We start from the raw sequence: 19,783 nt of genomic DNA, 5'->3' as shown, positions 1-19,783 counted from the left end.
ATCCTCGGATCCCGCGGGCCGTCGTCGTTCCCCGGCCCGTCCGCGCGATCCGGAGCAGCCGGAGTCGCGACGGGCGCGGGTCAGCCGCCGTGCGTGAAGCGGCCCGCCAGGAGGGTCGCGGCGACCGGCATGGATCGGAGGGCTCCTGCATCGGCGGCGAGCGGATCGCGGTCGACCACCACCAGATCGGCGGGATCGCCGGCCGCGGGCGTGAGCCGGCGCACCCGGGTCGAGGCGACGATCGCCTCCTCGACGCTCACCCGCTGCTCCGGATGCCAGGGCTCGTCGCCCGGCAGCGCCCGCGCGACCGCGGCCGAGATCGCGACCCACGGGTCGAGCGGAGCGACCGGAGCGTCCGAGCCGAGCACCACGCGGGCCCCGGAGTCGAGCAGCGAGCGCAGCGGGAACGCCCGGCCGGTGCGTCCCGGCCAGTACCGCTCCGCCACCTCGCGGTCGTCGAGCGCGTGCGCGGGCTGCACTCCGGCCTCCACGCCGAGCGCGGCGAACCGCGGAAGGTCGGTCTCCGCGAGCAGCTGAGCGTGCTCGATCCGGCCCCCGCCGACCCGGCCGAGCGCGTCCAGAGCCAGCGTCGCCGCGGCGTCTCCGATCGCGTGCACGGTGGAGCGGATGCCCCCGGCGGCCGCGCGGGCGAGCAGCTCGTCCAGCTCGGCGGGCTCCACGGTGAGGACGCCGTTGCCGTCGTGGTCGGCGTAGGGGTGGGCGCAGTAGGCGGTCCTCGTGTTGAGGGAGCCGTCGATCAGGACCTTGAGCGGGCCCATCCGCAGCAGGCCGTCACCGCCGTCGAGTTCGTCGCCAGTGCGCAGTCCCTCCGCGAGGGCGCGGTCGAGGTGGTCGCGGTAGACGCCGGTGTCGACGCGGAGGGAGCGTGCTCCGCCAGCGACGCGACGGGGCCAGTCCCCCACATTCCAGCGCATCTCGAGGTCGACGACGCCGACCACCCCGCGAGCCGCAGCCCGCCGCGCCGCCGCGTCGGCGAGTGCGTCGAGCTCGTCGTCGCCGAGGGCGCCGAGTGCGGTGACGAGCTCGAAGCAGGCGTCCTCGCGCAGCAGCTCGGGCTCGGGAGCGACGGCGTAGCGCCGGTACGCGGCGGAGTTCAGCCAGGCGCAGTGCAGGTCGCCGCTGATCAGCACGACGGGCCGCTCCGGAGAGACCTCGTCCAGGAGCGCGGTCGTCGGCGGCTCCGGCCAGAGGCCGTCGCGGAAGCCGAAGCCGATCAGCGTGCCGGTACCGGGCTCCTCCGCCAGGCGACGTCGGACCGCGTCAGCCGTTCCGCGGGCCGAGTCGGCTGACGAGACGTCCAGGCGCGGGGCCGTCATCGCCCACTGGGAGAAGTGGACGTGCTCGTCCCAGAGGCCGGGGAGCACCCAGCGCCCGTCGAGGTCGCGCACCTCGTCGCCCGGGGCGGCGGCGGCGTCCGGTCCGACCGCTTCCACGCGGCCGTCGCGCAGGAGCACGGCACCGGGTCGGGACGAGCCGAGGAGGCGGGCGCCCCGGAGCAGGAGACCGCCGGTCATCGGGCGGCCTCGCGGAGCGCGGGGCGGACGGCTCGGCGGGTGCGCGACCGGGCGGACCGCTCTCCACCCGCGCTCACGACTGGCACACCGGGCACCAGTAGAGCTTGCGCGCGCCGATCTCCTCGAGCAGCACGTTCGTGCCGCAGACGCGGCAGGGCAGGCCCTCGCGCTTGTAGACGTAGTTGCGCTCGGCGCGGCTGCGGACGGCTTTCGAGCGCTCGGTCTTCGTCAGGCCGCGGCGCGTGATCATCATCCCGGTCCGGATGCCGTCCTCGAGCAGGTCCGCCCAGTCCCGCCACAGCTCCTGTGCGAGCTCCAGCGGCACCTGCTTGCCGGGAGTGTGCGGGTCGAGGCCGGCGCGGTAGAGCAGCTCCGCGCGGTAGATGTTGCCGATGCCACTGACCACGGACTGGTCCATCAGCACCAGCCCGACCGGCGTCGCCGTCCTGCGGAGCCGGTTCACGAAGCGGTCGCGCGCCTCGTCGGAGTCGTCGTCGGCCGGATCCGGACCGAGGCGGGCGAGGAGGGCCTCCACCTGGGCGGGATCCATCACCTCGCAGGCGGTGGGGCCGCGCAGGTCGGCGACCGTCTCCTCCGTCATGATGCGCACGCGCACCGCGCCCACGGGCGGCGGCGGGAACTCGTCGAGATCGGAGTCGGTCTCGTGCTCCGTCTCGGAGAGGCGCACGGCGCGGCGGCGCCGGGGAGCGCCGATGCTGCTGCCGGCCTTGCCGTCCGGGAACAGCGGCGAGACGTGCCCGAGGAAGTCCCACGCACCGTAGAGGCCGAGGTGGACGTGCAGCGTCAGGTCGCCCTCGAAGCGCAGCAGCAGGTGCTTGCCGACGGCCGTGGACTCGAGGACCTCGCGCCCGTCGAGGAGCGCGGCTCCCTCGGTGAAGCGGCCCTGGGGGCTGCTGGTCGTAACGCGGTGCCCGACGACGTCGCGCTCGAACTGCAGGGCGATCCGGTGGACGGAGTGCCCCTCGGGCACTCAGCGCTCCTTCGCGGCGGAGTCGACGACCCGGCCGGCGATGTCGCCGGTGGCCTCGTACTCGGCGAGCTGCGCGATGCGGCGCACGTGCCGCTCCTCGAAGGTGAAGGGCTCGGCGACGAACGCGTCGATGAAGCCGGTGGCCTCCTCGACGGAGTGCTGGCGGGCCCCGATCGAGATGACGTTCGCGTCGTTGTGCTGGCGGGCCAGCACGGCGGTGCTCAGGTTCCACACGAGTGCCGCGCGCACGCCCGCGACCTTGTTCGCCGCGATCTGCTCGCCGTTGCCCGAGCCGCCGAAGACGACGCCGAGAGCCTCGACCCCCGCCTCCTGATCGCGGACGACCGCGGCGGCGGCGTTGATGCAGAAGGACGGGTAGTCGTCCAGCGGGTCGTAGGACGTGGGGCCGTGGTCGATCACGTCATGACCGGCGGCGCCGAGGTGCTCGATCAGGTGACGGCTGAAGTCCAGCCCTGCGTGGTCCGTGGCGATGTGGATGCGCACGAGAGAACTCCTCCGGAAGAGCCGTCTGGGGCCCGCGGTGCCCGGGCCGGGAGCCAGAGTACCGCGGGTCGGCTCAGTCGAACTGCGGGTCGCGGGTCCGCGAGCGCTTGAGCTCGAAGAAGCCGTCGAAGGAGGCGGCGGCGACGATGCCGTCCCAGAGGGTCAGCGCCTGCTCGCCCCTCGGGATCGGCGAGATGACGGGGCCGAAGAAGGCGACGTCGCCGATCGCGATGACCGGGGTGCCGACGTCCTGGCCGACCCGCTCGATCCCGTCGAAGTGGGAGGCGCGCATCGGCTCGTCGTACTCGTCCGAGTCGGCGTGGGCGGCGAGCTCCGCAGGCAGGCCGAGCTCGGCGAGCGACTCGGCGATCACCGCGTCGACGTCGGTGCGCCCGCCCGGGTGGATCCGGGTGCCGAGCGCGTCGTAGAGCGGCTTGACGTGCTCGCGGCCCTCGCGCTCGGCGACGGCGGCGACCAGGCGGGTGTATCGCAGCGCGCGCGGGAGGAAGGCGCGGTACGAGTCGTCCACGTCCTTGTCCTCGTTGAGGACGGCGAGGCTCATGATGTGCCACTGCACGTCGAGGTCGCGCGCGGGGGTCACCTCGTCCACGAATCGCGAGGTCATCCAGGCCCACGGGCAGGAGGGGTCGAACCAGAAGTCCACAGAGGTCATGGGGACACGCTACGCCGCTCGCGGCGGCCGCGTCCGCGCTCCCCGGCGGCTCCGCAGGATCGGCGCCACGGGGCTCCACGGCGGGTCCCGGCAGCTCTAGGGTGGATCGGCGGCGCCCGCACCCCGGCGCCCGCGGCAGCGCCCGAGACGAACGGATGGAGCACCCCCGTGCCAGGAGACAACCTCACCCGGAGCGAGGCGCAGGAGCGCGCCTCGCTGATCCAGGTCCACGACTACGACATCGCCCTCGACCTGACCCGGGGAGCCGAGACCTTCCTCAGCACGACCACGGTGCGCTTCTCCTCCGCCGAGGGCGCCTCGAGCTTCATCGACGCCGTCACGGGCACGGTCCGCTCCGTCACCCTCAACGGCGCGGAGCTCGACCCCGCCGACGTCGCCGACGGCGTCCGGATCCGCCTCGACTCCCTGGCTGCGGACAACGAGCTCACCGTCGTCGCCGACATGCTCTACACCAACACGGGCGAGGGCCTGCACCGCTTCGTCGACCCCGTCGACGGCGAGGTGTACCTGTACTCGCAGTTCGAGGTGCCCGACTCCCGCCGCGTCTTCGCGGTGTTCGAGCAGCCGGACCTCAAGGCCGAGTTCCGCTTCACCGTCACCGCGCCCGCGCAGTGGCAGGTCGTGTCGAACCAGCCCACTCCCGAGCCGGTCCCGGCGGGCGAGGGGATCGCGACTTGGAGCTTCGAGCCCACCCCGCGCATCTCCTCCTACATCACGGCCCTCGTCGCCGGACCCTACGTGGTCGAGACCGACTCGCTCGTCTCCTCCGACGGCCGCACCATCCCGCTGGGGGTCTTCGCCCGGGCCTCGCTCGCGCCCTTCCTCGACGCCGACTACGTGTTCGAGAAGACGAAGCAGGGCTTCGCCTTCTACGAGGAGAAGTTCGGCGTCCCGTACCCGTTCGCGAAGTACGACCAGCTGTTCGTCCCCGAGTTCAACGCCGGCGCGATGGAGAACGCGGGAGCGGTGACCTTCACCGAGACCTACGTGTTCCGCTCGAAGGTGACGGACGCGATCAAGGAGCGCCGGGTCGTCACGATCCTCCACGAGCTCGCCCACATGTGGTTCGGCGACCTGGTCACGATGAAGTGGTGGAACGACCTCTGGCTCAACGAGTCGTTCGCCGAGTACGCCTCCACCCTCGCCACCGCGGAGGCGACGGAGTGGACCGAGGCGTGGACCACCTTCGCCGCGATGGAGAAGAGCTGGGCCTACCGCCAGGACCAGCTGCCCTCGACCCACCCGATCGTCGCGACCATCAACGACCTCGAGGACGTCCAGGTCAACTTCGACGGCATCACCTACGCCAAGGGCGCCTCGGTGCTCAAGCAGCTCGTCGCGTGGGTCGGCGAGAAGGAGTTCCTCGCCGGCGTCCACGAGTACTTCGTCAAGCACGCCTTCTCGAACACGGAGCTGCGCGACCTGCTGGTCGAGCTGGAGGCCACCAGCGGGCGCGACCTCACCGAGTGGTCGGCGCAGTGGCTCGAGACGGCCGGCGTGAACACGCTCCGCCCCGAGATCGCGGTCGACGAGAGCGGAGCGATCGCGTCCTTCGCGATCCTGCAGACCGCGGTCGAGGAGTACCCGACGATCCGCCCGCACCGCCTGGCGATCGGCCTGTACGACTTCGAGGGCGAGCGCCTCGTCCGCGTCGACCGCCTCGAGCTGGACGTCGACGGGGAGCGCACCGAGGTGCCCGAGCTGATCGGCCGCACCCGTCCGGCGCTCGTGCTGCTCAACGACGACGACCTCGCCTACGCGAAGGTCCGCCTCGACGACGCCTCGCTCGCCGTGGCCGTCGAGCACCTCGCGAGCATCGACAGCCCCCTGGCCCGCTCGCTGGTCTGGGGCTCGGTCTGGGACTCGACCCGCGACGCCGAGTCGGCGCCGCGCGACTTCGTCCGCCTCGTCCTGGGCAACGTCGCGACCGAGACCGAGTCCACGACCCTGCGGACGGTGCTCAACCAGCTCGTCGCCACCGCCACCCAGTACGTCGCTCCGGAGTACCGGGCCGAGGTCCTCGAGGAGGCGGGCGATCAGCTGTGGACGCTCGCGCAGAGCGCCGAGCCGGGCAGCGACGCGCAGTTCCAGTTCGTGAAGTTCTTCGCCGCGATCGCGTCCACCCCGGCGCACCTCGAGGCCGTGCAGGCGCTGCTCGACGGCTCCACCGCTCTCGACGGCCTCGACATCGACACCGACCTCGGCTGGGAGCTGCTGATCGCTCTCGTCGCCGGCGGGCGGGCCGGTGCGGACGACATCGACGCGGCGCTCGCCTCGGACAACACGGCGACCGGCCAGCAGTCGGCCGCGCACGCCCGTGCCGCGCTGCCGACCGCGGAGGCGAAGCGCGCGGCGTGGGATTCCGTCACGGCCGACGACTCGGCACCGAACACGATCGTCCGCTCGACGGGCCTGGGCTTCCAGCGCGCCGCCGACCCGCGCCTGCTCGACGCGATGGTCCCGGTCTACTTCGACGCCCTCCGCACCCTCTGGGAGTCGAAGAGCTACAAGATCGCCGAGTACCTGGTCGTCGGCTTCTACCCGGCCGCCACGCCCTCGCAGGAGATCGTCGACGCCACCCGCGCCTGGCTCGACGCGAACCCGGAGGTCCCGGCGCTGCGCCGACTCGTGATCGAGAACCTGGCCGGCGTGGAGCGTGCGCTCCGCGCCCAGGAGCGCGACACCCGGGGCTGACAGTGAGCCGCCCGGTCCCCCGGCGCTCGGCGCTGCGGGACCGGGCGGCTCTCCCCGCTCCCGGCGCCTAGCGCTGCGGGACCGAGCGGCGCTCCGGCCCGTCATAGGCGGACAGCGGCCGGATGAGCGCGTTCGAGCCCCGCTGCTCGATCACGTGGGCCGTCCAGCCCACCACCCGCGCGGCGACGAACAGCGGAGTGAAGATCCCGGTGTCGAAGCCCATCAGCCGGTAGGCGGGGCCGGACGGGTAGTCGAGGTTCGGCAGGATGCCCGTCCGCTCGGCCATCGCCGCGGCCAGAGCGTCGTACAGCTCCATCATCTCGCCGGCCCCCTCGTGCTCGGCGAGCCGCCGGAGAGCGGCGTCCATGGTCGGCACCCGCGAGTCGCCCGACTTGTAGACCCGGTGGCCGAACCCCATGACCTTCCGGCGCTGTCCGAGAGCCTCGGCGAGCCACTCGCGGGACCGCCGGTCCGCCTCCGGTCCGGTGCCGACCTCGTCGAGCACGTGCAGCACGGCCTCGTTCGCCCCGCCGTGGAGCGGTCCCTTGAGCGCTCCCACGGCGGCGGTCACGGCGGAGTGGACGTCCGACAGCGTCGACGTCACGACGCGGGCCGTGAAGGTCGAGGCGTTGAAGGAGTGCTCGGCGTAGAGCACCAGCGAGACGCGGAACGCGTCGACGACGACCGGCTCCGGCACCTCGCCGAAGGTCGTCCAGAGGAAGTTCTCGGAGTAGTCGAGGTCGTCGCGCGGATCGATCGGCTCGAGGCCGCGCAGGCGGCGCTGAGCGTAGGCGACGATCGCCGGCAGTGCCGCCCAGAGCCGCACGGAGCGCTCCAGCACGGCCTCGGGAGCGTCGGCGTCCGGATCCTCCTCCAGCGCGCCCAGGACGCTCACCGCCGTTCGCACCACGTCCATCGGGTGCGCCGACAGCGGCAGCAGGTCGATCACGGTGCGCACCTCGGGGGCCAGGGCGCGGTGGGCCCGCTCCACGGCGGCCAGCCCGGCCGCCTCCTCCGCAGTGGGGAGCTCGCCGTGCCAGAGCAGCCAGGCCACGTCCTCGAACGAGGTCCCCGCCGCGAGCTCCTGCACGGGGTAGCCGCGGTAGAGCAGCGAGTTCGACGCCGGGTCGACCTTCGAGACGGCCGTCGTGTCGACGACGACCCCCACGAGTCCCTTGCGGATGTCCTGATCGGTCGTGCTCATCCTTCGCTCCTTCGCGAGAGGCGGGCGGCGGCGCCGGGGAGCGCCGCCGGTTCGTGCGGGTCGGCGCGCTCAGGCGCCGTAGTGGTCGGCGAGCGAGAAGTCGAAGACGCCGTCGTCGAAGCGGCTGTACGAGGCGTAGTCGAGGAGCTCGTAGAGCTCGGCGCGCGTCTGCATGCCTGCGACCTCCGAGCGGAGCGAGCCCTCCGCCTTGAGGGCGTCGAGTGCCCGCATCGCGGCGCCCATCGCGATCCGGAGCAGCGAGACCGGGTGGATCACGACGTTCACGCCGACGTCGGCGAGCTGCTGCGCGGTGAACAGCTCGCTCTTGCCGAACTCGGTCATGTTGGCGAGGATCGGCACGTCGATCGCGGCGCGCACGGCCTCGAACTCGGACAGGTCGCGCATCGCCTCGGGGAACACCGCGTCGGCTCCGGCGTCGACGAGGCGCTTGGCGCGGTCGATCGCGGCCGGCAGGCCGTCGAGGGCGCGGATGTCGGTGCGGGCCATGATCACCAGATCGGAGTCGCGGCGCGCGTCGACGGCCGCCGCGATCCTCCGCACCGAGGTCGCCTCGTCGACGACCGCCTTGCCGTCGAGGTGCCCGCAGCGCTTGGGGTTCACCTGGTCCTCGATGTGCAGCCCCGCGACTCCGGCGTCCTCGAGCATCTGCACCGTGCGCGCGACGTTCAGCGGCTCGCCGAAGCCGGTGTCCGCGTCGACGAGGACCGGCAGGTCGGTCAGGCGCGCGATCTGCTGCGAGCGGCCGGCCACCTCGCTGAGCGTGGTGAGCCCGATGTCCGGCAGCCCCAGCTCGGCCGAGAGCACGGCGCCCGAGACGTAGATCCCGTCGAAGCCCTTCGCCTCGATGAGGCGCGCGGAGAGCGGAGTGAACGCGCCGGGCAGCTGCAGCAGCTCGCCCGAGGCGAGGCGCTCGCGGAAGAGGCGGCGCTTCTCGGCGGGAGTCCGGGTGGAGTGGAGCATCGGGCGTCCTTCCCAGGGCGGTGTCCGGGTCCGAGCGGACCCGCCTCGAATCTATACGCGCTCGGGGCTCGTGCACCCGTCTCGGAGGGAGGCGTCCCGTAGCCTGGAGCGGTCATGCTGCTTCTTCAGACCTCCACCCCGGACCCTGTCGCCGCCACCGTCTCCTTCTTCGAGTCCGAGCCCTTCTGGAAGGTGGTCGCGATCCTCGGGATCGTGCTGGGCGCGCTGCTGGTGCGCGTCATCGCCCACTTCGTGATCGGCCGCGTCGTCGACCAGATCGTGTCGGGAGTGAAGCGCCGCCAGCGCGTCGAGGACACCCAGTCGATCGCCGCGTCGCCGCTCGCGGCCGTGCGGGTGGTGCAGCGCACGCGCACGCTCGGGTCGATCCTCAACAACCTGAGCTCGATCCTGATCGTCGTCATCGCCCTGGTCATGATCGTGACGACGATCGACAAGGACCTCATCGGCTCCTTCGCCCTGCTGACGGCCGCCCTCGGCGCGGGCCTCGGCTTCGGCGCGCAGAACATCGTCAAGGACGTCCTCAACGGGCTGTTCATGGTCGCGGAGGACCAGCTCGGGGTCGGCGACGTCGTCGACACCGGGCAGGCGACGGGCGTGGTCGAGTCGGTCGGCGTCCGGGTGACGCAGATCCGCGACGTCAACGGCACCCTCTGGTTCGTCCGCAACGGCGAGATCGTCCGGGTCGGGAACATGTCGCAGGGCTGGTCGCGCGTCATCGTCGACCTGGCCGTGCCCTACGAGACGGACCTCGAGCAGGTGCAGTCCACGGTCCTCGCGACAGCGAACGAGCTGGCGGCGAGCAGTCGCTGGCGGGCCCGGATCATCGACAAGCCCGAGCTCTGGGGCCTGGAGTCCATCGCCGACGACGCCCTGGTCATCCGGGTCGTGGTCAAGACCCGCACCACCGCCAAGGACGACGTCGCCCGCGAGCTGCGCCTGCGCCTGAAGAAGTCACTCGACGCGCTCGACGTGAAGCTCCCCTCGCTGGCCACCGTCGTCCTCGAGGGCTTCGAGGGGGCGACGAGCGTCGGAGGCGCCAAGCCGCCGCGGACCACGCCCTCCCCCACGATCAGCACCGAGCACGGCAAGCCCGTGCGACTCCCCCGCGCGCTGCGGCGCGGGAGCGGGACGCCGCCCCAGGACGGCGGCGGCACCTCCGGCCCGACGGGAGCGCGCTCGTGAGCGGCCTGCAGATCGGCGGCACGCCTCCGCTGCGCAGCTTCTGGGAGCACATCGGCGGCCGGCCGACGTTCGAGCGCCTGGTCCGCCGCTTCTACGAGGGCGTCCGCGAGGACGAGGTCCTCTGGCCGATGTACCCCGAGCACGACCTCGAGGGCGCGATCCAGCGGCTGACCGGCTTCCTCGAGCAGTACTGGGGCGGCCCGGGCACCTACAGCGAGGAGCGCGGCCACCCGCGCCTGCGGATGCGGCACCAGCCGTTCCGGATCAACCCCGAGGCCCGCGACCACTGGCTCCAGCACATGCGGACGGCCGTCGACGATCTCGAGCTCGCTCCGGCCGACGACGCCCTGCTCTGGGACTACCTGGAGCGCGCCGCCCACGCGATGGTGAACACCTTCGAGGAGTAGCCGCTCAGCCCGGGGTGCGGACCAGCACGTGTCCGCGCCGTGAGGTGAGGCGGCGCCAGGCGCCGCTCTCGAGCAGGGCGACCGGGTCGTCGGCGCCGAGGAACCCGAGCGCGAAGAGGGCGAACGCCGCTCCCGCCGGGACGTCCTCGAGGCCGTCGAGCGGGCGGCCCCAGACGCTCGACCGCACGCGGCCGACGATCTGCTCGCCCGTCTCGGAGCCGACGGCCGCCGCGATCTCGTCGATCCCCTCGCGCGCGACGCGCTCCAGGAAGCCCGGGTCCACGGGCTCGCGCCGGGTCCAGCCGCCGCGGGGCGGGGAGACGCCCGCCCAGGGTCCCGCCGTCGCGTCGTCGCCGTCGGGCAGCACGACCGGCTTGCCGTCCGCTCCGCCCGGCTCCCACTGCAGGCGGGCGAGGCGGTCCGACAGCGCACGGATCGGCACGACCCGGTCGAAACCGGCGGGCTCGTCGAGCGCGAAGACGCGCAGGCCCAGCACGGTCGCGGAGCGGTCGAGCAGACCGCGGGGCTGGAGGATCGCGGTGTAGGCGGCCAGCACGTGGTCGTCGGCGAGGAGCCGGACCGCACCGTCCTCGACCCGGGCCGAACGGCCGAGGAAGACGCGCAAATCCGACAGGCTGGGCGGATCCGCCAGGGAGAAGGACGAACTCATCGCGTCGATAAACTTACCCGAGGCCGCTCGCCCCACCGCCCGACACCCCGGAGGTACCGTGCCCGATCCCCTGTCCTCGTTCCTCACCGCGCTCGACCTGACGGACACCGGCGCCCGCACCAGCGAGGACATCTCGACGGGTCCCTCGCAGTGGATGCCCGAGGGGCGGGTCTTCGGCGGCCAGGTCCTCGCGCAGTCGCTCATCGCGGCCGGTCGCACCGTCGAGGGGCGCTCCGTGCACTCGATGCACGGGTACTTCCTCCGCCCCGGGGACGTCTCCCTGCCGATCACGTTCTCGGTCGACCGGATCCACGACGGCCGCTCCTTCTGCACCCGTCGGACGCAGGCCTACCAGAACGGACGCCCCATCCTCTCGATGATCGCCTCGTTCCAGACCGAGGACGAGGGCCTCGATCACCAGGCGCCGATGCCGGAGGGGATCCCCGACCCGGAGTCGCTGCCGAGCACCGCTGAGATCCTCGCGGGGGTCGACCACCCGGTCGGCAGCTTCTGGGCCACGCAGCGCCCCTTCGACGTGCGGCACGTCGAGCAGCCGGTGTACCTCCGGGCCGACCCCGAGCGGGTCGCGCACCAGAGCGTGTGGATGCGCTCGCTCGGACCGCTGCCGGACGATCCGATGCTGCACCGCGCCGCCCTCGCCTACGCGAGCGACTACACGATCCTCGAATCCACGCTCCGCCGGCACGGTGCGGCGTGGACGTCGCCGGGCCTGCGGATCGCGAGCCTCGACCACGCGATGTGGTGGCACCGCCCCGCGCGCGTGGACCAGTGGCTCCTCTACGTGCAGGAGGCTCCGAGCGCGTCCGGCGGACGCGGGCTCTCGCTCGGGCGCATCTACACGCAGGAGGGCGTGCTCGTGGCGAGCGTCGCCCAGGAGGGCATGGTCCGCGTCCCCCTGGGCTGAGCTCAGCCCCGCTTCGAGAAGGTGATGGGCTCCTCAACATAGGGGCCCCACGCCTCGCGGAGCTCCTCCGGGATGCGCTGGGGCCTGCCCGTCGCGGCCGTGACCAGCACCAGAGTGGTGGCCGCCTTCGTGAAGAGCACCCGCGGGACGACGCCGGCGGGCGAGTAGAGCTCGTAGCAGACCTCGAGGCTCGCCCCGCCGATCCGCCCGATCCACAGCTCCACGTCGATCGGCGCGCGCATGTACGGGATCGGCGCGAGGTACTCGATCTCCTGCCGGGCGATGAGGCTGATCGACTCGGCGCCCGGCCGTGCGTCGAGCACCGCCGTCGCCATCCCGCCGGGCTGCGGCGAGTCCGGCTTCCAGAACGCCTGGATGCGCGCCTCCTCGAGCAGGCGCAGCATCTCGGCGTTGTTCACGTGCGCGTAGGCGTCGAAGTCCGACCAGCGCAGCGGGATGGCGACGTGCAGGCGCATCAGTCGCGGGTGAGCTTGCGGTACGCGGAGCGGTGCGGCTTCGCCGCGTCCGGGCCGAGGCGCTCGATCTTGTTCTCCTCGTACGCCTCGAAGTTGCCCTCGAACCAGTACCAGTTGGCCGGGTCCTCCTCGGTGCCCTCGTAGGCGAGGATGTGGGTCGCGATCCGGTCGAGGAACCACCGGTCGTGAGTGATGACCACGGCGCAGCCCGGGAACTCGAGGAGCGCGTTCTCGAGGCTGCCCAGGGTCTCGACGTCGAGGTCGTTGGTGGGCTCGTCGAGCAGGAGCAGGTTGCCGCCCTGCTTGAGCGTCAGCGCGAGGTTGAGGCGGTTCCGCTCGCCGCCGGAGAGGACGCCGGCCTTCTTCTGCTGGTCCGGGCCCTTGAAGCCGAACTGCGAGACGTAGGCGCGGGAGGGGATCTCGGTCTTCCCGACGGTGATGTAGTCGTGCCCGTCGGAGACGACCTCCCACAGGTTCTTCTGCGGGTCGATGCCGCCGCGGCTCTGGTCGACGTAGGAGATGTCGACCGTCTCGCCGATCTTCAGGTCGCCCGAGTCGAGCGGCTCGAAGCCCACGATCGTCTTGAAGAGCGTGGTCTTGCCGACGCCGTTCGGGCCGATGACGCCGACGATGCCGTTGCGGGGCAGCGTGAAGCTGAGGTCGTCGATGAGGACGCGCTCGCCGAACTGCTTGTGCAGCTTCTTCGCGTCGATGACCTGGGAGCCCAGACGGGGGCCCACCGGGATGACGATCTCCTCGAAGTCGAGCACGCGCGTCTTCTCGGCCTCGGCCGCCATCTCCTCGTAGCGCGCCAGGCGCGCCTTCGACTTGGCCTGACGGCCCTTGGCGTTGCTGCGCACCCAGTCGAGCTCGGTGGTGAGCCGCTTGGCGAGCTTGGCGTCCTTCTTGCCCTGGACCTCCAGGCGGGCGCTCTTCTTCTCGAGGTACGTCGAGTAGTTGCCCTCGTAGGGGTAGAGGTGTCCGCGATCGACCTCGGCGATCCACTCCGCGACGTTGTCGAGGAAGTACCGGTCGTGGGTGACGGCGAGCACGGCGCCGGGGTACTTCGAGAGGAACTGCTCGAGCCAGAGCACGCTCTCGGCGTCGAGGTGGTTGGTGGGCTCGTCGAGCAGCAGCAGGTCGGGCTTCTGCAGGAGGAGCTTGGTGAGCGCCACGCGGCGCTTCTCGCCACCCGAGAGGTTGGTGACGAGGGAGTCCCCCGGCGGGGTGCGCAGCGCGTCCATCGCCTGCTCCAGCTGCGAGTCCAGGTCCCAGGCGTCGGCGGCGTCGATCGCCTCCTGCAGGGTCCCCATCTCGGCGAGGAGGCTGTCGAAGTCGGCGTCCGGGTCGGCCATCGCGAGGGAGATCTCGTTGAAGCGGTCGATCTTGCCCTTGATCTCGCCCACGCCCTCCTGGACGTTCTCGAGCACCGTCTTGGTCTCGTCGAGCTCGGGCTCCTGCATCAGGATGCCGACGGTGTAGCCCGGGCTGAGCCGCGCCTCGCCGTTGCTCGGCGTGTCCAGCCCCGCCATGATCTTCAGGATCGTCGACTTGCCGGCGCCGTTGGGCCCGACCACGCCGATCTTCGCTCCCGGCAGGAACGACATGGTGACGTCGTCCAGGATCAGCTTGTCGCCGACCGCCTTCCGCGCGCGCACCATCGAGTAGATGTATTCAGCCATGCCCAGTCCTCAAGTCCGTCGGTCTGCGCGGAGTCGGGTCGCCCGCCGGTCCCCTGCTCCGCGCGGAGGCGCTGACGGAGGCTCGGACCGGGGCGGGACGCCGGGCCCCGGCCGACGCGGAGCGCAGGCCGCGGGACCGTCCGCACCAGTCGAGGATAACGGGAACTCGCCGGTCCGCGTCGGAGGGAGCGCCTGAACGCGGACCGCCCTCCGCTCCGGCCGGGCCGGTGGGGAGGGCGGATCGCGTCAGCGGACGACGGTGCGGATCAGCTGCAGGGCGTCAGGCGCTCCACCGCCTCGGACAGCGTGTCCGTGCTGCCGAGCAGGATCACCTGCGTCGCCTTGGACGCGGTGATGTCGGCGAGGACCGCCCGGGGCACGCAGGTGGGCTGGACCGCGAAGAGCGGGCTCCCGGTGTAGCCCGCCGCCGTGGCTCCGGCCAGGGCGTCGGGGAACTTCTCACCGGTCGCGAGGTAGACGGTATTCGCCGAGGTGAAGGCCGCCTCGTTCAGCTTCTCCGAGGTGTCGTACCGGTCGGTCCCGCCGATGCGGGTGATCACCGGGCCCGTGATCGAGCGCTCGATGCCGGCGCTGACCGAGAGCGTCGAGCCCGCGATCGTCAAGCTACTGACCTCGAGGCCGCTGATGATCTGCTGGGTGAGGGGGTCCACCGTGGAGCCGGTTCCGTTGGTCAGCACCACCGGAGCGCGATTCGCGCCGGCTGCGGCGCTGGCGCTCAGGGCGTCGGGGAACTTCTCGCCCGTGGCCAGCCAGGCCATCGAGGAGCCGCCCCTGAAGGCGTCCTGGAGGATCAGCTTCGAGGTGTCGTAGCGGTCGACTCCGCCGATGCGTGTGGTCTTCCCCTTCGGCGCATACGCGGCCAGGTCGCTGTAGACCTGGCTGCCGACGCTGAGCTCGGAGCCCACGACGACGATCTTCGCGGGCTTGAGACGCGTCAGCTCGGTGCGGACGACCTGGCTCATCGAGTCGCGGTCGACCAGGAGCAGCGGCCCGCGCGCCTTGGCCGCGGCGGGTCCGGCGCTGAGCGCGTCCGGGAAGTTCTGCCCGGTGGCGACGTAGACGACGGGGACGTTCGCCGGGAAGGTGCGCTTGGACACCTCGACCGCGGTGCCCTGACGGTCGGTGCCCGAGATGCGCGAGACGACCGGCGAGCCGGCAGGCGGGGCCGTCGGCGTACTGGTCGGCACGGGCGTGACCGGAGGAGTGGTCGGGCTCGGCGTGACCGGCGGGGTGGTAGCGGTGGCCGTCGGGGTCGGCGTGACCGGCGGGGTGGTGGCTCCGCTTCCCGTCACGCGGACCGCGGCGTCCGACGTGATGGTCGCTCCGCGGGGCTGGTCCACCCTGCCGTTGCTGACGCCGGTGACCTGGACCAGGCTGCTGGCGCGGTCCTTGTAGGCGTCGTAGGCGCTCGAGGGGATCGTCACGGTGACCGCGGACCGTCTGCTGTTCGTACTCACCTGGGCGGGGATCCGCTCGGTCCTGCTGGGACCGACATAGGCGGCGAGCCCCTGGAGGTCGTAGAAGTCGTCCCGGTTGGACTCGAGGACGACGGTGTCGCCACCCTTGACGTCCAGAGCCATGTCGACCTTCTCGTACGCGAAGTACGCGGCGCTCCGCTGGAGCGTCTGTGCGCTGCTGCTGAGGTCGACCCCGCCGACACCGCCGGCGCCGGAGGCTCCGGCGACGGAGAGGGTGGCCGACGTGGTCAGCTCAAAGCCGCTGTCGACCGGCTGGCCGATCGGAGTCTCTTTCTCCTCCAGCGGCGGCTTCTGCGCCGTGATCTGGAGGGCGACAGTCCCACCGCCGAACGAGGAGAGGGGCCGCTTCAGGTCGATGAGGAAGGTGCGATCCCCGGGGTCGAGTTCCACCGACCCTGTGAGGGCGTAGTCGCCGATCACCCAGTTGTACGTCGTGAACGCCGGGTACCTCCCCGTCGGCCGGGCGGAGTCGGACAGCGTGACGTCGAGCCCGGTGACATCTCCCGCCACGGGAGCGGTCTGAGCGGCCGAGAACGTCTCGGTGGTCGACCAGCTGTAGGGGTAGGGCTTCGTCTGCAAACGCGTCTCCGCTGCGGCAGCCGCTCCGGCTCCTGTCGTCACTCCGAGAACGACGGCTGCCGTGCTCGCGACCGCGATGGCGGCGCGCCTCCACCTCGCTCGCGTCGTCGTCTGCGGTCGGGATGTGGTCATGGCGAGTTCCCCCTCGTCGTGGTCCTCGTGCCGAGCACTCCTGTCGGCACGTCCGTCGCGGTGCCCGCGCTGGGGCCCACGTGTCGGTCAGGGCAGCCTAACCGTGCGGAGCGGCGTCCCGGGGAGGGGAGGGCGCCGCCGACCACCGGGATCGTCGACCGGTCCGCTCGCACGAGGCTGTGCTCACGCTCGGATCCGCACCGGTCGGAGTGGTCCTGCAGGAGCGTCGGGCGAACACCGGGCGCTCTCGGACTCGACGGGCGAGGGGCCTTGTCGAGGATCCTTTCGTCCCTTCCGACCCCGACCGGGGCGCATGGCAGAGCGGACCCCGGTCGAGGCGAGCGCGTCAGCGCTGGATCGGTACGGTCCGGCCGACCAGGCAGGCGCCGGTCGCGATCGGTGCCGCGATCACCGCCCGCACCCCGCCGCTCTTCGGGCCGTACTGGCCGATGAGGCACGACTCCCCGAGCTTGACGGAGACCTGCACCGAGTCCGCGTCGAGTCCGACCGAGGTCTCGTCCGCTGTCAGCTGCATCGACTCGCGGGAGAACCCCGCCGCGACGAGCGCGTCGACCACGCTGGAGCCGCTCACCTCCGGATCGGGCTCGGCCGCCGCGCGAAGGGTCTGCTCGAACACGGGGAGGTTCTGCTCCGTCGTCCCGCCCGGCACGAAGGCGACGGGTGCGGCGGACTCCGCCGGTGCCGGCGCCTCGGCCGCGGAGGAGGACACCACGGGGTCCGGCGCCGACGGCGACGTGCAACCGGAGAGGCAGACGGCGAGACCGCCGAGCACGAGCGCGATGCGGGCCGCTCGGTTCCGTGTCACGCCCGGCTCCTCCCGACCGGGACGGCTCTCGCTCCGGTCCCCCGGATCAGAACGGGGTCTCCCCGGATCCTACCGAGAGACCGGGAGCGCCTCCGCCGACGCCCGCCGCCACCGGCGGCTCGGGCACGGCATCACCGCGGTCTTGGCCCGACGCGCCCCAGTCCCCCGCCGCGGCGCCCTCGCGCGGCGCCTCCTCGCTCCACGCGGGCTCGGCGGCGGGGGCGGGAGCAGAGGCGCGCCCGACGGTCTTCGTGAAGCTGCTGGTCCCCCAGGCGAGGTCGTGCCCGATGCCCTCGGCCGTGAGGACCACATCGGTACCGGCCTTGCCTCCCGCCTCCCAGGCCCTCACCCCGAGCCGCCCGGTGACCAGGATCCGGTCGCCGCGCGACAGGGAGGACAGCGCGTTGCCGGCCAGGCCGTTGAACGCGGTGACGGTGTACCAGTTGGTCGAGACGTCGACCCAGCGCTGCTCCGAGCGGTCGTAGCGCCGCTGCGTCGAGGCGAGCCGGAAGCTGGTCATCGCGGTGCCGCTGGAGGTGTCGATGCTCCGGGGCTCGGTGCCGATGGTCCCGATGACGGTCAGGGTGTCGGTCATGGTCGTGTCCTCTCTACTCCTGCCCCGCCACGGCTGCGACGGGCACGGCGCCCGGGCGGAGGGGGCTGGTACCACTCGGGCGCCGCAGGGCCAGTGTCGCGACGAAGGGCCCGCCTCCGAGGTGGAGGCGGGCCCTTCTGGGGAGAGGACGAGCGGATCGTCCCCTGTGGAGGAGCGTTACGATGCGATGATGTACCTCGAGTAGGACTTGCGGATCTTGTTCACCTTGGGCAGTGCGACCGCCATGCAGTAGCCCTGGCCCGGGTTCTTCGCGAAGAAGTCCTGGTGGTAGTCCTCGGCGGGGTAGTAGACGCCCAGCGGCGAGATCTCGGTGACGATCGGGCCGTCCCACCACTCGGACGCACGGTCGCGCGCGGTCTCGAACAGCTCCTTCTCCTCGTCGGAGGAGTAGAACATCGCCGAGCGGTACTGCGTGCCGACGTCGTTGCCCTGGCGGTTCAGCTGTCGCGGGTCGTGCAGGGTGAAGAAGACGTCGAGGACGACCTGCTCGGGGATGACCTCGGGGTCGAAGGTGACGGCGACGGCCTCGGCGTGGCCGGTGCGCCCGGAGCAGACGTCCTCGTAGTCGGGCTCGGTCGTGCGGCCGCCGGTGTAGCCGGAGACGACGTCGGTCACGCCGTCGAGGACGCGGTAGACGGCGTCCAGACACCAGAAGCATCCTCCGGCGAGTACGAATGTGCGCATTGCGTGTGACTCACTTCCTGTCGCGTCGACGCGTCCGGGGTGCCGGAGGCGTCAGTCGGTCCAACACGCTCACCGCCCCCTGCATTCCGCGGATCCGCCCCCTGCAATAGAGTCGCGGCGTGAGCTACGACGCCGCCCCCGCCCGCTACGACCGCATGGACTACCGACGCACCGGACGGAGCGGCCTGCTGCTGCCCGCCCTGTCGCTGGGCCTCTGGCACAACTTCGGATCCGACCGCTCCCTCGACACGCAGCGCGCGATCCTCCGCCGCGCGTTCGACCTGGGCGTCACCCACTTCGACCTCGCGAACAACTACGGACCGCCCTACGGCGCCGCCGAGACGGCCTTCGGCCGCATCCTCGCGGAGGACCTCCGCCCGTACCGAGACGAGATCGTCATCTCGTCCAAGGCCGGATACGACATGTGGCCCGGCCCGTACGGGGACGGCGGCTCGCGCAAGTACCTGCTCTCCTCGCTCGATCAGAGCCTGCAGCGGATCGGCGTCGACTACGTGGACGTCTTCTACTCGCACCGGCCGGACCCGGAGACTCCGATCGAGGAGACCATGGGCGCTCTCGTCTCGGCGGTGGAGTCGGGCAAGGCGCTCTACGCCGGCATCTCGAACTACTCGCCCGAGCAGACCCGGGCCGCGCAGGCGGCACTGGCGGGCAGCGGAGTGCCGCTCCTCCTGCACCAGCCCCGCTACTCGCTCTTCGACCGCGGACCCGAGGACGGCCTCTTCCCCGTGCTCGACGAGCTCGGCACCGGCTGCATCGTCTTCTCGCCGCTGGCGCAGGGGCTCCTGACGGACCGCTACCTCGACGGCACCGTGCCGGAGGGGTCCCGCGCGGCGACGTCGCGCTTCCTCTCCTCCGACCGGATCGACGAGGCGTACCTGACACGCGCCCGCGGCCTGAACGCGATCGCGCAGCAGCGCGGCCAGTCGCTGGCCCAGCTCGCCCTGAGCTGGGTGCTCCGGGTGCCCACCGTCACGAGCGCCATCATCGGCGCGTCGAGCGTCGCGCAGCTCGAGCAGAACGTCGCCGCGCTGGACGCCGGCCCCCTCTCGCAGGAGGAGATCGACGCGATCGAGGAGTTCGCGGTGCACGGGACGACCCTGCGCTGACGCCCCGGCGGGGATGTCGGTGGTCGGCCGTAGTCTGCGACAGCACTCGGCCGGTGGGTGCTCCGAGACTCGAGCAGGAGGAACCGATGTCCCTGTCCACGCTGCACGCCACCCGCACCCCGCCGACGCTCACCCGGGTCAACGCCCGGCTGTGGCGCGTGAGCACCGGCTCGGGTGCCGTCGTCGGCCACATCGAGCTGGTCGAGGATCCGCTCGGCGAGCGGTACCGCGCCCGGCTGCTGCGGGCGGGCATGCCCGCCGGCGCCGAGCTCGGCGAGTTCTGGAGCGTCGACGACGCGATCGAGGTCTTCCGCGTCGCCTGACGCGCCGATCCGCCCGGTCGGCGGCGTGCCG

Annotated in this window: 19 protein-coding genes; 6 read left to right on the top strand and 13 right to left on the bottom strand. The window is 72.0% G+C overall.

Features of this window, described 5'->3' with window-relative positions; translation table 11 throughout:
• Positions 1-80 precede the first annotated feature (80 nt).
• From C5C44_RS08500 to C5C44_RS08485, 4 genes are all read right to left on the bottom strand, one after another.
• Positions 81-1,535, bottom strand: a complete 1,455-nt coding sequence (locus C5C44_RS08500) for an amidohydrolase (protein ID WP_104226732.1) — start codon at positions 1,533-1,535, stop codon at positions 81-83.
• A gap of 73 nt (positions 1,536-1,608) precedes the next feature.
• On the bottom strand, positions 1,609-2,526 hold the full coding sequence (locus tag C5C44_RS08495) for an Fpg/Nei family DNA glycosylase (RefSeq protein ID WP_104226733.1): 918 nt from the start codon (positions 2,524-2,526) through the stop codon (positions 1,609-1,611).
• Positions 2,527-3,030 (bottom strand): ribose-5-phosphate isomerase, encoded by a 504-nt coding sequence (locus C5C44_RS08490; protein ID WP_104223700.1) that lies wholly within the window; start codon positions 3,028-3,030, stop codon positions 2,527-2,529. It abuts the gene before it with no gap.
• A gap of 73 nt (positions 3,031-3,103) precedes the next feature.
• Positions 3,104-3,703, bottom strand: a complete 600-nt coding sequence (locus C5C44_RS08485) for a DsbA family protein (protein WP_104223701.1) — start codon at positions 3,701-3,703, stop codon at positions 3,104-3,106.
• A 168-nt stretch (positions 3,704-3,871) separates the two neighbouring features.
• On the opposite strand from C5C44_RS08485, the gene pepN reads away from it, so the two are divergent.
• The gene (pepN, locus tag C5C44_RS08480) at positions 3,872-6,418 is read left to right on the top strand and encodes an aminopeptidase N (RefSeq protein WP_104335679.1); all 2,547 of its coding nucleotides are present in this window, start codon (positions 3,872-3,874) and stop codon (positions 6,416-6,418) included.
• Positions 6,419-6,485: 67 nt separating this feature from the next.
• On the opposite strand, the gene C5C44_RS08475 is transcribed toward pepN, so the two are convergent.
• Both C5C44_RS08475 and prpB read right to left on the bottom strand, forming a co-directional pair.
• Positions 6,486-7,622, bottom strand: coding sequence for a bifunctional 2-methylcitrate synthase/citrate synthase (locus tag C5C44_RS08475; RefSeq protein WP_104232531.1), 1,137 nt, complete (start codon positions 7,620-7,622; stop codon positions 6,486-6,488).
• 69 nt (positions 7,623-7,691) lie between these two features.
• Complete coding sequence (gene prpB, locus C5C44_RS08470) at positions 7,692-8,603, bottom strand: methylisocitrate lyase (protein WP_104335678.1); 912 nt, start codon at positions 8,601-8,603, stop codon at positions 7,692-7,694.
• A 114-nt stretch (positions 8,604-8,717) separates the two neighbouring features.
• Between prpB and C5C44_RS08465 the strand changes: the two genes are divergently transcribed.
• Both C5C44_RS08465 and C5C44_RS08460 read left to right on the top strand, forming a co-directional pair.
• Positions 8,718-9,806, top strand: coding sequence for a mechanosensitive ion channel family protein (locus C5C44_RS08465; protein ID WP_104223705.1), 1,089 nt, complete (start codon positions 8,718-8,720; stop codon positions 9,804-9,806).
• A complete protein-coding gene (locus C5C44_RS08460; RefSeq protein ID WP_279630823.1) occupies positions 9,803-10,213 on the top strand; it encodes a globin in 411 nt (136 codons plus the stop codon). The genes C5C44_RS08465 and C5C44_RS08460 overlap by 4 nt, the downstream gene beginning before the upstream one ends.
• 4 nt (positions 10,214-10,217) lie before the next feature.
• Here the strand turns inward: C5C44_RS08460 and C5C44_RS08455 are convergent, their stop codons facing one another.
• Positions 10,218-10,883 (bottom strand): hypothetical protein, encoded by a 666-nt coding sequence (locus C5C44_RS08455; protein WP_104223706.1) that lies wholly within the window; start codon positions 10,881-10,883, stop codon positions 10,218-10,220.
• Between the two features lie 58 nt (positions 10,884-10,941).
• Between C5C44_RS08455 and C5C44_RS08450 the strand changes: the two genes are divergently transcribed.
• A complete protein-coding gene (locus C5C44_RS08450) occupies positions 10,942-11,808 on the top strand; it encodes an acyl-CoA thioesterase II (RefSeq protein ID WP_258062278.1) in 867 nt (288 codons plus the stop codon).
• Between the two features lie 2 nt (positions 11,809-11,810).
• Here the strand turns inward: C5C44_RS08450 and C5C44_RS08445 are convergent, their stop codons facing one another.
• From C5C44_RS08445 to msrA, 6 genes are all read right to left on the bottom strand, one after another.
• Positions 11,811-12,284 carry a thioesterase family protein gene (locus C5C44_RS08445; protein WP_104223707.1) on the bottom strand — a complete coding sequence of 158 codons (474 nt, stop codon included), beginning with the start codon at positions 12,282-12,284 and terminating at the stop codon, positions 11,811-11,813.
• Positions 12,284-13,966, bottom strand: coding sequence for an energy-dependent translational throttle protein EttA (gene ettA, locus C5C44_RS08440; protein ID WP_104223708.1), 1,683 nt, complete (start codon positions 13,964-13,966; stop codon positions 12,284-12,286). The genes C5C44_RS08445 and ettA overlap by 1 nt, the downstream gene beginning before the upstream one ends.
• A gap of 266 nt (positions 13,967-14,232) precedes the next feature.
• Entirely contained in the window at positions 14,233-16,044 is a 1,812-nt protein-coding gene (locus C5C44_RS08435) for a cell wall-binding repeat-containing protein (protein WP_146084320.1), read from the bottom strand.
• Positions 16,045-16,522: 478 nt separating this feature from the next.
• Positions 16,523-17,002 (bottom strand): DUF6993 domain-containing protein, encoded by a 480-nt coding sequence (locus C5C44_RS08430; protein ID WP_104262817.1) that lies wholly within the window; start codon positions 17,000-17,002, stop codon positions 16,523-16,525.
• Positions 17,003-17,048: 46 nt separating this feature from the next.
• Entirely contained in the window at positions 17,049-17,597 is a 549-nt protein-coding gene (locus tag C5C44_RS08425; protein WP_104223711.1) for a single-stranded DNA-binding protein, read from the bottom strand.
• 177 nt (positions 17,598-17,774) lie between these two features.
• A complete protein-coding gene (gene msrA, locus C5C44_RS08420; protein ID WP_104262818.1) occupies positions 17,775-18,302 on the bottom strand; it encodes a peptide-methionine (S)-S-oxide reductase MsrA in 528 nt (175 codons plus the stop codon).
• 119 nt (positions 18,303-18,421) lie between these two features.
• Here msrA and C5C44_RS08415 point away from each other — a divergent pair, with 119 nt between their 5' ends.
• Complete coding sequence (locus tag C5C44_RS08415) at positions 18,422-19,429, top strand: aldo/keto reductase (protein ID WP_104223714.1); 1,008 nt, start codon at positions 18,422-18,424, stop codon at positions 19,427-19,429.
• An 86-nt stretch (positions 19,430-19,515) separates the two neighbouring features.
• Positions 19,516-19,752 (top strand): hypothetical protein, encoded by a 237-nt coding sequence (locus C5C44_RS08410; RefSeq protein ID WP_104223715.1) that lies wholly within the window; start codon positions 19,516-19,518, stop codon positions 19,750-19,752.
• Positions 19,753-19,783 lie beyond the last annotated feature (31 nt).

The sequence above is a fragment of the Rathayibacter sp. AY1F6 genome (assembly GCF_002932035.1).
In the GTDB taxonomy this organism is placed as follows: Bacteria; Actinomycetota; Actinomycetes; order Actinomycetales; family Microbacteriaceae; genus Rathayibacter.
This window is presented reverse-complemented; position numbering and strand designations above follow the sequence as displayed.